8 protein-coding genes are annotated in these 15,122 nt (G+C 72.1%); 3 read left to right on the forward strand and 5 right to left on the reverse strand.

Annotation, left to right across the window (positions count from 1 at the left end; genetic code table 11):
* Position 1: 1 nt before the first annotated feature.
* Positions 2–1,606, reverse strand: a complete 1,605-nt coding sequence (gene cmdF / locus PVK37_RS24020; RefSeq protein WP_275030055.1) for a tyrosine 2,3-aminomutase — start codon at positions 1,604–1,606, stop codon at positions 2–4.
* Positions 1,607–2,216: 610 nt separating this feature from the next.
* On the opposite strand from cmdF, the gene PVK37_RS24025 reads away from it, so the two are divergent.
* Positions 2,217–4,664, forward strand: a complete 2,448-nt coding sequence (locus tag PVK37_RS24025; protein WP_275030056.1) for a M14 family metallopeptidase — start codon at positions 2,217–2,219, stop codon at positions 4,662–4,664.
* 60 nt (positions 4,665–4,724) lie between these two features.
* Here the strand turns inward: PVK37_RS24025 and PVK37_RS24030 are convergent, their stop codons facing one another.
* From PVK37_RS24030 to PVK37_RS24040, 3 genes are all read right to left on the reverse strand, one after another.
* Positions 4,725–6,407 carry a pectinesterase family protein gene (locus PVK37_RS24030; protein ID WP_275030057.1) on the reverse strand — a complete coding sequence of 561 codons (1,683 nt, stop codon included), beginning with the start codon at positions 6,405–6,407 and terminating at the stop codon, positions 4,725–4,727.
* A gap of 168 nt (positions 6,408–6,575) precedes the next feature.
* Entirely contained in the window at positions 6,576–7,922 is a 1,347-nt protein-coding gene (locus PVK37_RS24035) for an extracellular catalytic domain type 1 short-chain-length polyhydroxyalkanoate depolymerase (RefSeq protein ID WP_275030058.1), read from the reverse strand.
* A gap of 125 nt (positions 7,923–8,047) precedes the next feature.
* Positions 8,048–9,475: a glycoside hydrolase family 10 protein gene (locus PVK37_RS24040; protein WP_275030059.1), complete on the reverse strand. Its 1,428-nt coding sequence runs from the start codon at positions 9,473–9,475 to the stop codon at positions 8,048–8,050.
* A 439-nt stretch (positions 9,476–9,914) separates the two neighbouring features.
* Between PVK37_RS24040 and manD the strand changes: the two genes are divergently transcribed.
* Complete coding sequence (manD, locus tag PVK37_RS24045) at positions 9,915–11,123, forward strand: D-mannonate dehydratase ManD (protein ID WP_275030060.1); 1,209 nt, start codon at positions 9,915–9,917, stop codon at positions 11,121–11,123.
* A gap of 18 nt (positions 11,124–11,141) precedes the next feature.
* On the opposite strand, the gene PVK37_RS24050 is transcribed toward manD, so the two are convergent.
* Complete coding sequence (locus PVK37_RS24050; RefSeq protein WP_275030061.1) at positions 11,142–12,218, reverse strand: acetylxylan esterase; 1,077 nt, start codon at positions 12,216–12,218, stop codon at positions 11,142–11,144.
* Between the two features lie 336 nt (positions 12,219–12,554).
* Between PVK37_RS24050 and PVK37_RS24055 the strand changes: the two genes are divergently transcribed.
* Positions 12,555–15,086, forward strand: coding sequence for a glycoside hydrolase family 3 N-terminal domain-containing protein (locus PVK37_RS24055; RefSeq protein WP_275030063.1), 2,532 nt, complete (start codon positions 12,555–12,557; stop codon positions 15,084–15,086).
* The last annotated feature ends 36 nt before the right edge of the window (positions 15,087–15,122 follow it).

The following is a 15,122-nucleotide window of genomic DNA, read 5'->3' on the forward strand; positions in this document are numbered from 1 at the left end:
ATCAGTGCAGCTCGGCGCCGGCCTCCTGGGCCGCCGCGACGAACTCGCCCCGGCGCAGCGCGTCCGCCACCGCCTCGATGTCGTCGGCCATGTACCGGTCGACCCGTACCGTCTCGGCGAGGCCCCGGATCCGGTCGTAGGTGGCGCGGGCGACCGGGCTCAGCTGGTCGTACCGGCCGGAGATGTCGACCGCCTGGGCGGCGGCCAGGTACTCCACCGCCAGGATGATGTCGTTGTTGCGCAGCACCCGGCGGGCGTTGCGGGCGGCGATCAGTCCCATGCTGACCACGTCCTGGTTGTCGCCGTTGGACGGCACGCTCTGCGTGCTCGCCGGGGCGATGGTCCGGTTCTCCGCCACCAGCGCGGTGGCCGGGTACTGCGCACCGGCGAAGCCGCTGTTGAGGCCCGGGTCGCCCATCACCAGGAACTCCGGCAGACCGTCACTGAGGTACCGGTTGAGCAGCCGGTTGGTGCGCCGCTCGGAGAGCACACCCAGCTGGGTCATGGCGATGGTGACGAAGTCCATCACGAACGCGATCGGCTGCCCGTGGAAGTTCGCGCCGTGGAAGATCTCCTGGCCGTCGAAGAACAGCGGGTTGTCGTTGGCGGAGTTCAGCTCGGTGCCGAGCCGGCTCACCGCGTGGTACAGGGTGTCGCGGACCCCGCCGAGGATCTGCGGCACCGCCCGCAGCGAGTACGCCTTCTGCAGGTAGACGTTGGTCCGCGACACGTCCCCGCCGGTCTTGCCGGCCGTCAACTGCGCCCGCAGGTCCGCGTGGTCGACGGCCAGCCCGCTGGAGCGCATGAGGGCGCGCATGTTGGCCGCGCAGTCGATCTGGCCGGGGTGCGGGCGGGCGATGTCGTGGCCCTCGGCCAGGAACGGGCTGGTGGAGCCCTGCAACGTCTCGATCACCAGCGCGGCGACGATCTCCGCGTGCCGGACCTGCTGGAGCGCGTTGCCCGCCACCAGCGCACCGAGACCGGTCATGCCGGACGTGCCGTTGATCAGGGCCAGGCCCTCCTTGAAGCGCAGCTCCATCGGCTCGATGCCCAGCTCGCGCAGGACCGGGCCGGTCGGGGTGCGCTTGCCGTCGCGCAGCACGTAGCCCTCGCCGATGACGGTCGAGGCGATGTGTGCCAGGGGTGCCAGGTCACCGCTGGCGCCCAGCGAGCCGATCTCCGGAATGGCCGGGGTGACGCCCACGCTCAGGTACAGGGCGAGGCGTTCCAGCAGTTCCGGCCGGACCGCCGAGTGCCCCTTGGCCAGCGCGTTGAGCCGGGCCGCGACGATGGCGCGCGCCTCGTCCTCGGCGAACAGCGGGCCGGCGCCGGCGCTGTGGCTGCGGACCAGGTTGGTCTGCAGCTCCACCTCCTTGGCGGTGTCGACCAGCATGTAGATCATCTCGCCGTATCCGGTGGTGACGCCGTACACCGGGACACCCTGACGGACGGTGTCCTCGAAGATGGCCCGGCTCTTCGCCGCCCGGGACAGCGCCGACGGCGCCACCCGGCACGCCGGCCGTCCCTCGGCGACCCGCTGAACGTCGGTGATGGTGAGGCTTTCCCCGTCGAAGGTGACCTGGTCCCCGGTCGGGCCTTGCGTCATCGGACTTTCCTCCTCGTAGATATCGCGGAGTGAACAGGCGTCTTTTTCCAGCACGACGCGACGGCGACAACATTCGTGGCGTGGCGTCCTGCTGGCCGGATGAGGTGTCGACAATGAGCAGCTCACCCAGCAGGTGGAAGTACCCGTCAATGCATCCGGCCCGGTCCGGTAACGCCCTCCCCGCTGCCTCGAAATTCTGCCAACGCGCGCCGGGCAGGTCTTCTCTTGAACTGCTGAGCTGCCCGGCCGCCCCAATAAAGGGCCGGGAATTGCGCCGCACACCATCGGCCGGACTGTCCTGTCCGGACCGCCGACACGAAGATCGTTGACAGGGCGAACCGGCCCCGGCCAGGATGGGCGCACCCATCGGCGACCATCCCGTCGAGGTTTGTCACGTCCATCCACGACCCCCGCACGTCGCCCCGGACCGGATCGGCGCCGGTTCACCGCCCCGCACACCCGGTTGGCCCCGGACCGTGCGGGCCGATGTCGCGATCCGCACCGCACCCACCGGCCCGGTGGGTGGCACCTCCACACGTCTTTCGGTGGACCGGAGCGGTACCGGCCGACCGGCCGGGCCGCTCGTCCCCAACAGGGAAGGTGGCGACTGATGTCCCGCTCCGCACTACCCTCCTGGCGTCGGCGGCTACCCGCGCTGACCGCCGCCAGCGTGGCGTTGCTCCTGCTCGCCGGCCCGGCCACGGCCGGTTCGGCCGCGCCGACCGGCAGTGACCCCGGTACGCACGCCGGGCCACCGGCCGTCCTGGACCGTCCCGCCGACGAACAGGCGAACGTGGTGGAGGTGGTGGTCGCCGACAGCGCCGAGCTGGACGAGTTGGTGGCCACCGGCGTCGACCTCGACCACCACGTCGACCGCACCGAGCGGGGCATCGTGGTGCACGCGGTGGTCACGCCCACCGAGACCGCCGCCCTGAAACGGCTGGGATACCAGCTCGGCGACACCCTGTACGACGCGGCGGACTCCGCGGACCGGGTCGCCGAACGCCAGTCGACCATCGCCGAGCACCGGGCCGAGAACCAGGCGTTCTCCGCGGCCCTGACGGTGACCTCCACCGCCGCCGACGTCAAGATCATCCGGGCCGACTACTACACCTCCGGCACCAGCCAGGTGCTGTCGGTCGAGGCGAAGTGGGCCCAGGGCCAGACGTCCACCAGCGCGCTGACCGTGGTCCGGGACAGCGGACCGGGCACCGAGCTCGGCTCCGGCGGCACCCAGAACATCACCCGGTTCGTCGACGCCGGGGTGTACCTGTACCACCGGGGAGCGGCGACCGTCACCGCCCGACCGCACCGCATCCAGATCACCAGCCCCACCGGCGACGTCGCGGTCGCCGAGGTCACCGAGTGGCTGCCGATCCCGGCGGACGACCCGGAGGGGCCCGGCTACCAGAAGGACTTCGTCACCAGCTACCTCACCCCGACCGAGCTGTACGACCGGATCAAGCGGCTCGCCGCCGACCACCCGCAGCTCGCCGAGATCGTGGAGCTGCCGTACAAGACCAACGGGTACCGGCGCAAGGCGCAGGCGGTGCTGGGCACCGCGAACGCCAGCCGGGTCGCGGTGGACTCGCTCGCCTGGGGCCACCAGGGCGGCAACGACATCACCGTCGAGCTGGCCGACCCCGGCGCGGCCGACCGGCCGCTGTCGGTGACGGTGACCGGCACGGCCGTCCGGGTCAGCCTGGCCACCAACGGCAGCGGCGCGGTAACCAGCACCGCCGCCCAGGTCGCCGCGGCGCTGACCGCGCAGGCCGGAACCCTGGTGACCGCCTACACGTACCGGGGCAACGCCGGCACCGGCGTGGTCGCGCCGACCGCGGCCACCCCGCTCACCGACAACCTGAAGGCGCCGGCGAGCGTGTCGCGGGACCCGCACCCGGTGTACGCGATCCGGATCGGCAAGCACCGGGACGGCTCGAAGCCGGGCGTGCTCGCCTACGCGCAGGAACACGCCCGGGAATGGGTTCCCCCGTTGGTGACCATCGAGACCGCGGAACGGTTGCTGCGCAACTACGCGCACGACGGCCAGACCAAGCAGCTGGTCAACAACCTGGACATCTGGATCGCCCCGTCGATCAACCCGGACGGCGGTCACTACTCGTTCTACGATTTCAACTCGCAGCGCCGGAACATGACCAACCACTGCCCGGCCGGTGGCGCGACCGACGCCCTGGCCCGTAACTCGTGGGGCGTGGACAACAACCGCAACTACACCGAGTACAGCCTCTTCGACGGGTACTCGGGCGCGTCCACGAGCTGCACCAGCGACACCTACGCCGGGCCGAGCGAGCTGTCCGAGCCGGAGAACCGGAACCTGGACTGGCTGGCCCAGCGGGGCAACATCAAGTTCTCGATGAACCTGCACTCGTCCGGCAACTACTTCATGTGGTCGCCGGGCGCCTACGCCACACCGGGCCGGATCTCCGCGCCGCGTCCGACGCTCGCCGAGGAGTCGTTCTTCTGGGGCGCGTCGTCGCGGATCCTCACCGCCATCAAGCGGCACCGCAACCTGGCGGTCACCCCGGCCCGGACCGGCCCGATCTCCGACGTGCTGTACTCGGCGGCCGGCAACTCCGGCGACATGCTCTGGTACAAGTACGGCATCTACGCCTGGAACTTCGAGGTCGGCGCCAGCTTCCAGCCGACCTGGGACGAGGCGCACCAGCAGACCCTGGAGTACGCCAACGGTCTGGTCGAGCTGATGCGGGTGGCCCGCGACTTCGACAAGGACAAGCAGCGGCCGGAGAGCACGCTGTCGGTGTCACCGAGCGCCACGCCGGGCATGGTGAGCGTACGGTTCGAGGTCAGTGAGCCGGCGGCGGTGTTCTACACCCTCGACGGCGGCAAGCCGACCTACGCCTCCACCCTGTACGGCTCGGCGGGCATCCGGGAGGGTGCCGAGACGCTGACCGTGCCGGCCGGCACCACGGTCCACTGGTTCTCGGTGGACGCGGCCGGCAACGTGGAGAAGAACTACAAGCCGGACGGCAACGGGAAGAACTTCAACAAGGGCAAGGCGGTCCTGCCCACCAGCTAGGACCGGTGGGACGAGGGCGGGGCGGCAGCCGGTCGGCTGCCGCCCCGTCGCGTGGGCGGGTCAGGAGACCGGGTTCCAGCCGTCCGGGCCGGCCAGGTACGTCTGCGCGGTGTACCCGGGAGCCTGGGCGTCGGTCAACTGCGGACGGTCGGCGGTGACCGTCGCGCCCGGCCCGGTGTTGCGGTACTCGAAGAACCGGGCGTCCCGCCAGGAGAACCCGGACATGTCGGTCCACGGCGAGTCCTTGACGTGCGCCCCCAGTACGCTGTCCCGGAACACCACCTGGCCGATCGCGTTCACGTCGCCGCCGGGGTGCCACGGGCGGCCCAGGTGCACGCTCTGCGGCCCGGCCGAGTCGGTGGTCAGGACGCACCCGGTGAACAGGAAGCCGTACCGGTTGGTGATCATCGTGGACGGCGCGGTGACGTACCCGTTGTTGCTGGCCGAGCCGCGACTGAGCGACCGGATCTCGCAGCGGTCGAAGACGCCGGTGCCGCGGCCGAAGATGAAGTCGACGTCCCCCTCGACGTAGCAGTCCCGGAAGTACGCCCGGCCGATCGCGCCGGTGTTCGCGCTGTTGTGGTAGAGCGTGTCCTGGTTGCCGAGGAACCGGACGTTGTCGAAGACCAGCCGGTCGGCCCGGGTCAGCACCGCCACCGCCTGCTCGGCGCTGTAGTCGTGGGCCGCCTCGTCGAAGCTGTTCGAGAAGGTCAGGTGCCGCGCGGTGAAGTCGTTGCCGTCGACGGTCACCGAGGCGCTGCCCGAGGTGCCGTAGGTGCCGCCGTCCGGGTGCGGGGTGCCCGAGGCGTTGTCGTAGGTGATGACGACGTCCCGGGCGTCGCCGGTCGCGCCGACGAACGAGACGTACGGCTTGTCGGCCGGGATCTTCACCACCTCGCGGTAGGTGCCGGGCCTGATGGTGATGGTGTACCGGCTGGTGTTGCCGGCCGGCACGGCGTCCACCGCGGCCTGGACGCTGGTGAAGTCGCCGCTGCCGTCCGTGGCGACCACGGCGGACTGCCCGGCCGGTGGGGTGCTGGTGGGGGTCGGTGTCGCGGTCGGGGTGGCCGTCGGCGGCACGGTGGGGGTCCCGGTCGGCGGGGTGGTGGGCGGGGTGCCGCCGGTGGTCACGGTGACGTCGTCGAACCGGGCGGTGGCGTACCGGGTCTGCACTCCGATCCGGCCGGTGGTGGCGACCGTGCTGGTGCCGGCGGCCACCAGGGTGCCGTCCAGGTAGCCACGCACGGCCGCGCCGGCCACCTCGACGCGCAGGGTGTACCAGGTGCCGGTGGTGACCGGCCGGGCGGACGCGCCGAGGGTGGTGACGGTGCCGCTGCGGACCGCCTCCAGCCGGACCTGGTTGCCGGGGTGCAGGGCGAGCCGGAGGTAGGTGGTGGCGCCGGAGGCGCGGGCGAGCAGCGCCACGGCACCGGTGGACGGCAGGCTCACCGCCTTGATCCTGGCCTGCACCGTGTAGTCGGTCCAGGAGGAGGTGCCGGCGAAGAGTCGGGCGTTGTCGGTGTCCGCCTTGGACTGTTCGAGCACGGCGCTACCGTCGGTGCCGACGGACCAGGTGCCGCCCGATCTCGACCAACCGCTGGTGTCGCCGTCGGAGAAGTCGTCGTGCAGCAGGGTGTCGGCGTACGCGGACGACGCGCCGCCGGGCAGGGCGAGGGCGAGCAGCGCCGTGGTCGCGACCGCGGTGAGGACGGCGAGCAGGGGCCGCCGACGGATCGTGGGCATGGCGGGGAACCTCCGGGACGGGTGAGGAGGCCGGACGTGCGCAAAGAAAGCGCTTTCCTGCCGCACCGTATCCGCCCCATACAGCCCTGTCAATGAGGTCGGCGGGACCCGGGCGCGGCGGCGCGGTGGGCACCGGAGCGTCGGTGCCCACCGCTGGTACCGGCCGGGTCAGACCACCGTGCAGGTCGCCCCGTTGAGCTGGAACGAGGACGGCTTGCCGGCGTTGCCGGTGTGGGTGGCCTGGAAGCCGAGGCCGACCGAGGAGTTCGGTGCGATGGTCCCGTTGTAGGAGACGTTACGGGCGGTCACCGCACCGCTGGTCGGAGCGTACGTCGCGTTCCAACCGTTGGTGATGCTCTGCCCGCCGGGCAGGGTGAACGCCAGGGTCCAGCCGTTGACGGCGCTGCCGCCGGTGTTGGTGACGGTGATCTCGGCGGTCAGGCCGTTCGCCCAGGAACTGACGGTGTAGCCGACCCGGCAGGCGCCCGGAGCCCCGGTGGGCGGCGGGGTGGTCGGCGGCGGGGTCGTGGGCGGAGGCGTGGTCGGGGGTGTCGTGGTGGGGGGTGGCGTGGTCGGCGGCGGGGTGGTCGGCGTGGTGCGGTCCAGACCGAAGAACCGGAGCACCTGGCCGGCGTCGACCGGCAGGTTGTGCGTCACGCCCTGCATGCTGATCCCCTCGACCGGCGCGGTGCCACCGCTGCCGCCGTAGCGGGTACGGGTGTAACCGGACTGCGGGGTGTCGGTGTACGTGGGGGTCTGGCTCAACCCGTGCACGTTGGTCCACTGCTTGATCTGCTCGCCGAAGTTGGGGTACCGGAGTGTGTCGTCGTTCGTACCGTGCCAGACCTGCATCCGGGGTCGCCGGCCGGTGTAGCCCGGATAGGAACCGCGCACCAGGTCACCCCACTGCGCGGCGGTACGGATGATCTGGCCGTTGGCGCAGTCGCTGTTCCACTCCGAACCGTTCGTGGTGGCGAAGCAGGCGTGCGGCACACCGGCGAACGACGAGCCCGCGCTGAACACGTCGGGGTAGAGCGCCAGCAGGACGTTCGTCATCATCGCCCCGGACGACGTGCCGGTGGCGAAGATGCGGTCCGGGTCAACGGCGTACCGCTGCCGGACGTGGTTGACCATCGACATGATGCCGACCGGGTCGCTGCCGCCGTCGCGGCGCAGTGCCTGCGGTGAGGCGACGTCCCAGCACTTGCTGCTGCGGGTCACCGAGGGGTAGATGACGACGTAGCCGTACCGGTCGGCCAGGGCCGCGTACTGGGTGCCGGAGTACATGGCCGGACCGCTGCCGGTGCAGTAGTGCGACACCACGAGCAGCCCCGGTCGGGGCGCCACGGTGTCCGGTACGTAGAGGTGCATGCGTAGGTTGGTGGGATTGGTGCCGAAGTTCGTCACCTCGGTCAGCGTCGCCGCCGACGCCGGTGCCGGCACGGTCACCGCGGCCAGCGCGGTCACCACGGCGGCCACCAGTGCGGCGCCGAGCAGTCTGGTTGTCGCTCTCATCGGATTCCTCCGAAGCGGGGGGTGGCGGTGGCCGGTGGACGCGGCCAGGATCGGCCGGGGCGGGACGGCGGGCCGGGAGGCCGCCGTCCCGCCGTGGGCCGGGTGTCTCCGGTGGATCGTCCGCCTCAGGAGGCGGAGCAGGTGGGAGTGCCGGTGGGTCCGCTGCCGGTGCCCTGGAAACCGAACTCGGTGACCGCGCCCGCCGCCAGCCGACCGTTGTAGTCGACGTTACGGAAGGTGACGGCACCGCTGGTGCCGGTGGACTGCGCGCTCCAGGTGTTGGTGACCGTCGCGCCGGACGGCAGCGTGACGCCCACCGTCCAGCTGTTGACCGGGGCCGAGCCGGCGGTGACCCGTACCGTGGCGACGAAGCCGCCGGTCCACGAGTTCAGCGACACCGTGGCCGAGCAGGCCCCGCCACCGGGCGGCGGGGTGGTGGGCGGCGGCGTCGTGGGCGGCGGGGTGGTGGTCGGCGGCGGAGTCGTGGTGGGCGGCGGCGTGGTGCCACCGCCGTTGAGGGTGTTCAGGGTGGAGGTGTACGCCGGCTTCTTGTTGCCGCTGCCGTCGAAGAGCAGCGGGGTGCCGTAGGACCGCCAGGAGTCGGTGTCCCGGATGCCCCAGACGGTGATGCCGGTGCAGCGGGAGACCGCGAGGCAGGCCCGCATCACCCGGGCGTAGTTGTCGGCCTGGGCCTGCCCGGAGCCCTCGATGTCCAGCTCGGTGATCTGCACGTCGACGCCGAGAGCCGCGAAGCTGGACAGCGTGGTCTGGTAGTTGCCCGGCACCGGCGAGTTGGCGTTGAAGTGCGACTGGAAGCCGACGCAGTCGATCGGCACGCCGCGCTGCTTGAAGTCCTGGACCATCCGGTACACGCCCTGGGTCTTGGCGTGCGTCCAGTCGTCGGTGTTGTAGTCGTTGTAGCAGAGCTTCGCGCCCGGGTCGGCGGCCCGCGCGGTGCGGAACGCCACCTCGATCCAGTCGTTGCCGGTGCGCTGGAGGTTGGAGTCCCGCCGGCCGCCGCTGCCGCCGTCGGCGAACGCCTCGTTCACCACGTCCCAGGAATGGATCTTGCCCTTGTAGTAGCCGGCGACCCCGTTGATGTGGTTGATCATCGCCTGCCGCAGCGCCGAGCCCTCCATGCTCTGCATCCAGCTCGGCTGCTGGGAGTGCCAGGCCAGGGCGTGTCCCCGTACCATCATGCCCTGCGCGCGGGCGTGGTTGACGATCCGGTCGGCGTTGGTGAAGCTGAAGCGACCCTGCTGCGGCTCGGTCGCGTCCATCTTCATCTCGTTCTCCGCGGTGACCGAGTTGAACTCCCGGTTGAGGATGCCCACGTAGGTCGAGTCGGAGAGCTTGTGCGCCGCCACTGCGGTACCGAAGTAGCGACCGCTCTCGCCGGCCGCGGTGGCGAGGGTCGTACCGGCGCTGGCGCTGGAGGCCACGGCCACCGACGTGGCGACCAGGGCGACGCCCGCGACGGCCGCGACCAACGCCGCACGCGATCGTGGCCCGGTCGGCGGGCGCCCGCTGCCGCGGGCGAACAGGTTTCTCATGGCAGGTGCCTTTCGATGAGCGGTACGGGGATGCGGAAGGTCGCCTCGACCACTGCCCACCACGGTGCCGGCCCGTCGTCGGCCTGGTCGCCCGGAAGCCACGCCGACGGTCACGGGTCCCGCTGAAGCACCGCGGGTAAATCGAAGCCCTTGCATCGGCACGGTATCGAAACAAGCTCGATAACTCAACGCGTGACCATTGCGGACGGCGCAGTATTCCTGTCCGACGGGTCTGCCGACGCACCCCCGAAGGACCCGACTCACGCGTGCCAACATGCCGCAAGGCGTGCGATGATGGCCGGCGGCACGACCGTCCATCCCCGACCGGAGGAACCGAAACTTTCGGTTACCCCAACCGGGGGGGCGCGGTGTCGTCGCTCCGGACGGAGCGCACCCCACCCTCCCGGCCCGAGGGCCGGAACATGCTGCGGAGGTCCTGGTGAAGATCGCCGACGCTCGGGTCATCGTCACCTGCCCGGGACGCAACTTCGTCACCTTGAAGATCGTCACCGACGAGGGACTCACCGGGGTCGGCGACGCCACGCTCAACGGCCGGGAGCTGGCCGTCGCGGCGTACCTGCGCGACCACGTGGTGCCGCTGCTGATCGGCCGGGACCCGGCCCGGATCGAGGACACCTGGCAGTACCTCTACCAGGGGGCGTACTGGCGACGCGGCCCGGTCACGATGAGCGCCGTCGCAGCCGTGGACACCGCGCTGTGGGACATCAAGGGCAAGGTCGCCGGACTACCCGTCTACCAGTTGCTCGGCGGCCGGTCCCGGGAGGGCGTCACGGTCTACGGCCACGCCAACGGCGAGACCGTCGAGGAGGTGCTGACCGAGGTGGCCCGGTTCGTCGGCCTCGGGTACCGGGCGGTCCGGGTGCAGTGCGGCGTGCCCGGGCTGGCGAAGACCTACGGCGTCAGCACCGACAAGATGTTCTACGAGCCGGCCGACGCGGCGCTGCCCACCGAGACGGTCTGGTCCACGCCGGCCTACCTGGCCCACGTGCCGACGGTGTTCGCCCGGGTCCGGGAGGAGTTCGGCCCCACCCTGCGGCTGCTGCACGACGTGCACCACCGGCTGACGCCGATCGAGGCGGCCCGGCTCGGCCGCAGCCTGGAGCCGTACGCGCTGACCTGGCTGGAGGACCCGGTCCCCGCCGAGTTCCAGGAGGGCTTCCGGCTGATCCGGCAGCACACCACCACACCGATCGCCACCGGTGAGGTGTTCAACTCGGTCTGGGACGCCCATCAGCTCATCCGCGAGCAGCTCATCGACTACGTCCGCACCACGGTGGTCCGCGCCGGCGGCATCACCCACCTGCGGCGCATCTTCGACTACGCCGCCCTGCACCACGTCCGCAGCGGGTCGCACGGGGCCACCGACCTCTCCCCGGTCTGCCTGGCCGCCGCGCTGCACCTGGACATCGCCATCCCCAACTTCGGCCTCCAGGAGTACATGCGGCACACCGCCGAGACCGACGTGGTGTTCCCGCACGCCTACCGGTTCGCCGACGGCTACCTCCACCCCGGCGAGGCGCCCGGTCTCGGGGTGGACATCGACGAGGAGGCCGCCGCGCGGTACCCCTACTCCCCCGCCTACCTGCCGGTCAACCGGCTGGAGGACGGCACGGTTCACCCCTGGTGACCCGCACCGCCGTCGCGGTCAGGACCGGCCGGGCAGCGCGGCGTCCGCGTCCGCGTCGGCTTCGGCGTCGCGGGCCGGGCGGCCCCCGGCGGTGGGCGCGCCGGGGCCGGCGAGCAGCGCGGCCAGCCAGCGCAGCTGTCGCCGCTGCTGCACCGCCTCACCGCCCTCGTGCCCGTTGAACGGGTACACGTGCATCTCGCACGTCGGGGGCGTCGGCCGGCCGTTGGCGGCACCGTACTGGTTGTAGGCGGCGAACCCGGTGCTCGGCGGGCAGACGGTGTCGCGCAGCCCGATCCCGAAGTGCGCGGGCGCGACCGCCCGCCGGGCGAAGGTGACCCCGTCGACGTAGGACAGCGTGCGCCGGACCGCCTCCTCGGTTCCCCGGGTGGCGGCCAGATACCGCACGATCTCCCCGTACGGCGCGGCGTCGGTCAACTCGATCGCCCGCTGAGGCTGACACAGGAACGGTGCCGTGGTGATCACCGCCGCCAGGTCGGGGACGAGCCCCGCCACCGCCAGGGCGAGCCCGCCACCCTGGCTGTTGCCGGCGACCACCACCCGGTCGACGTCCACCCCGGGCAGCGCGCGGACCGCCTGGACCGCCCGGACCGCGTCGGTGATCAGGCGACGGTAGTAGTAGTCCCGGGCGTCGAGGATTCCCCAGGTCACCGGCCACGGGCCGCCGGCCGCGCCGGCGCGCGGATCCGGGGTGTCGCCGCCGGCGTGCTGCCCGTGCTGCCCCCGGGGGTCCATCAGCAGGTGCGCGTAGCCGGCTACCGGCCAGGTCAGCCGTTCGTGCGGCAGGCCCCGGCCGCGGCCGTAGCCCACGTACTCGACCACGGCGGGGAGCGGGGCGTCCACCCCGGTCGGGCGGGTGTACCAGGCGCGCACCGGGTCACCGGCGAAGCCGGCGAACGTGACGTCGAAGGACTCGACCAGCCGCAGGTCGGTGGGTTCGGGTCGGACCTCGAGGAGCACCGGACCGGCCGTCGCCTCCCGCAGCGTCGCGCGCCAGAACGCGTCGAAGTCGGCGGGCTCGGCAACGGTGGGCGTGTACCGCCGCAGCTCGTCGAGGGGGAGATCGAACAGCGGCATGGGTCCTCCCGGGCGGTCCGCGCCGGCGACCGGAGCCGGCCACCCCCAGTCGGCCAGGTTATCGGAAAAATTTCGGCACAGCCTACCATGCAGACCACTATCGATTGAGACTCATCGCTCTAGCCCACCGGCAGGCCGACCAGTTACCACGACCGGAATCCATGGCTTCCTGTTGTTGAGCAGTGGCTCAGGATGCTTGACACGGCCAAAACAAGGCACTTAAGTTGCCCGATACGAGCACCGAACGGAGATCGAAACTTTCAGGACCCTCCGTTGCCTCGTCGCGCGTCCTGTCGTTCACGGAACCGGCCTCCGGGATCCGGCTGGAGGGTTTGCATGGAGAGTCTGTCGCCCGTCGACCACCGCCCGGAGTCCCCCGGGACGCACCGGTGGCGCGACCCGCACCTGCCCCCGGCGGAGCGGGCCGCCGCGCTCGTCCCGCTGATGACCCTGCCCGAGAAGATCGCGCAGCTGGTCGGGGTGTGGGTGGGGGCCGACGCCTCGGGTGAGGGTGTCGCTCCCCTCCAGTCCGACATGGTCGACGACACTCCGCAGTGGCCCGCCGTGATCCGGCACGGCCTGGGCCAGTTGACCCGACCGTTCGGCACCGCACCGGTCGACCCGGTCCAGGGGGCCCGGTCACTGGCCGCCTCCCAGGAGGAGATCGTGGCGGCCAGCCGGTTCGGGATACCGGCGCAGGTCCACGAGGAGTGCCTGACCGGGTTCGCCGCCTGGCGCGCCACCGTCTACCCGGCCCCACTGAGCTGGGGTGCCGCCTTCGACCCCGAGCTGGTCGAGGAGATGGCCGGCCGGATCGGCCGGTCCATGCGGGCGGCCGGCGTCCACCAGGGACTGGCCCCGGTGCTGGACGTGACCCGGGACTACCGCTGGGGCCGTACCGAGGAGACCATCGGCGAGGATCCGTACCTGGTCGGGACGACCGGCGCGGCGTACGTCCGGGGCCTGGAGTCGACCGGGATCGTCGCCACGCTGAAGCACTTCGCCGGATACTCCGCCTCCCGCGGTGGCCGCAACCTGGCCCCGGTGCCGATGGGCCGCCGGGAACTGGCCGACGTCATCCTGCCGCCGTTCGAGATGGCGCTGCGACTGGGCGGCGCGCGGTCGGTGATGCACTCGTACGCCGAGATCGACGGCCTGCCGGTGGCGGCCGACGAGGGCCTGCTGACCCGGCTGCTGCGCGACGAGTGGGGGTTCACCGGCACCGTGGTGGCCGACTACTTCGCGGTACGTTTCCTGGAGACCCTGCACGGCGTGGCCGGCGGAGCCGTCGACGCGGCCCGGCTGGCCCTGCGCGCCGGCATCGACGTCGAACTGCCCACCGTGGACGCCTTCGGCCCGCTGGCCGAGGCGGTCCGGGACGGGTTGGTCGACGAGGCCCTGGTCGACCGGGCCCTGCACCGGGTGCTGACCCAGAAGATCGAGCTGGGTCTGCTCGACGACGACTGGCGGCCCCGCCCCGCCGACCTGGACGAGCTGCGGTTGGACGACGAGACCAGCCGGGACGTCGCCCTGCGCCTGGCCCGGGAGTCGGTGGTGCTGCTGCGCAACACCGGGAACCTGCTGCCGCTGGCCGGCGACCGCCGGGTGGCGCTGGTGGGTCCGGTGGCCGACGATCCGATGGCGATGCTCGGCTGCTACTCCTTCCCGCTGCACGTGGGGGTGCACCACCCCGACCACGGCACCGGCGTGGAGATCGACTCGTTGCGGGACGCCCTCGCCCGGCTGCATCCGACGCTCACCTACGCCCCGGGCTGCGCGGTCACCGGCGACGACACCTCGGGCATCGCGGCGGCGGTGGCGGCGGCCCGCGAGGCCGACGTGTGTGTGCTGGCCGTCGGGGACCGGGCCGGGATGTTCGGCCGGGGCACCTCCGGTGAGGGTTGCGACGCGGTCGACCTGCGGCTGCCCGGCGTGCAGGCGGACCTGGTCCGCGCGGTGCTCGCCACCGGCACCCCGGTCGTGCTGGTACTGATGAGCGGACGACCGTACGCGCTCGGCGCGGACGTGGACGCCGCCGCGGCCGTCGTCCAGGCGTTCTTCCCCGGCCAACGGGGTGGGCGGGCGCTGGCCGAGGTGCTCACCGGCAGGGTGAACCCGTCCGGCCGGCTGCCGGTCGGGGTGCCCCGGGACGCCGGTGGTCTGCCCGGCACCTACCTCGCCCCGGTGCTGGGGCACCGTTCCCAGGTGTCCTCGGTGGACCCCACCGCGGCCTTCCCGTTCGGCCACGGGCTCAGCTACACCACCTTCGACTGGACGGACGCGGCGGTCCGGACGGCCGGGCCGACCGGAGCGGACGCCCCCACGGGCCCGGCCAGCCCGAACGGCCCCGCCGGGACGGCCGGTCCGAACGGTGCGAACGGTGCGGACCCTTCGGGCGGTCCGGGCGGTCCCGCCGGGGCGGCCGGCGCGAACGGTGCGAACGGTACGGACCCTGCGGGCGGTCCGGCCTGGTGGGCGGTCGACGGGGAGGTGACCGTCGAGGTGACCGTCCGCAACACCGGCGGCCGCGCCGGCACCGAGGTCGTCCAGCTCTACCTGCACGACCCGGTCGCGCAGACCACCAGACCGGTGGTCCGCCTGGTCGGCTACACCCGGGTTCCGCTGGTGGCCGGTGACGCCGCCCGGGTGGTCTTCACGGTGCCCGCCGACGTCACCTCGTTCACCGGTGTGCGCGGCCGGCGCATCGTCGAGCCGGGGGACGTGGAGCTGCGGTTGGCCCGGTCCAGCGCCGACGTGGTGGCCGCCCTGCCGCTGCGGCTCGTCGGCGCCGAACGCGAGGTCGGTCACCACCGGCGGCTGGTGTCGTCGGCGCGCGTCGAGCCCGTCGTTCGCCCGCCCGCCGGCTGAGCCCACCGCCGACCCCGACAGCGCCCCAGGGAGGTC

The sequence above is a fragment of the Micromonospora cathayae genome, assembly GCF_028993575.1.
Lineage (GTDB): Bacteria > Actinomycetota > Actinomycetes > Mycobacteriales > Micromonosporaceae > Micromonospora > Micromonospora cathayae.

Bases quoted from the DNA above. Each gene is read 5' to 3' on its own strand.
- cmdF (WP_275030055.1), bottom strand. From the start codon at position 1,606: ATGACGCAAGGCCCGACCGGGGACCAGGTCACCTTCGACGGGGAAAGC.
- PVK37_RS24025 (WP_275030056.1), top strand. From the start codon at position 2,217: ATGTCCCGCTCCGCACTACCCTCCTGGCGTCGGCGGCTACCCGCGCTG.
- PVK37_RS24030 (WP_275030057.1), bottom strand. From the start codon at position 6,407: ATGCCCACGATCCGTCGGCGGCCCCTGCTCGCCGTCCTCACCGCGGTC.
- PVK37_RS24035 (WP_275030058.1), bottom strand. From the start codon at position 7,922: ATGAGAGCGACAACCAGACTGCTCGGCGCCGCACTGGTGGCCGCCGTG.
- PVK37_RS24040 (WP_275030059.1), bottom strand. From the start codon at position 9,475: ATGAGAAACCTGTTCGCCCGCGGCAGCGGGCGCCCGCCGACCGGGCCA.
- PVK37_RS24050 (WP_275030061.1), bottom strand. From the start codon at position 12,218: ATGCCGCTGTTCGATCTCCCCCTCGACGAGCTGCGGCGGTACACGCCC.
- PVK37_RS24055 (WP_275030063.1), top strand. From the start codon at position 12,555: ATGGAGAGTCTGTCGCCCGTCGACCACCGCCCGGAGTCCCCCGGGACG.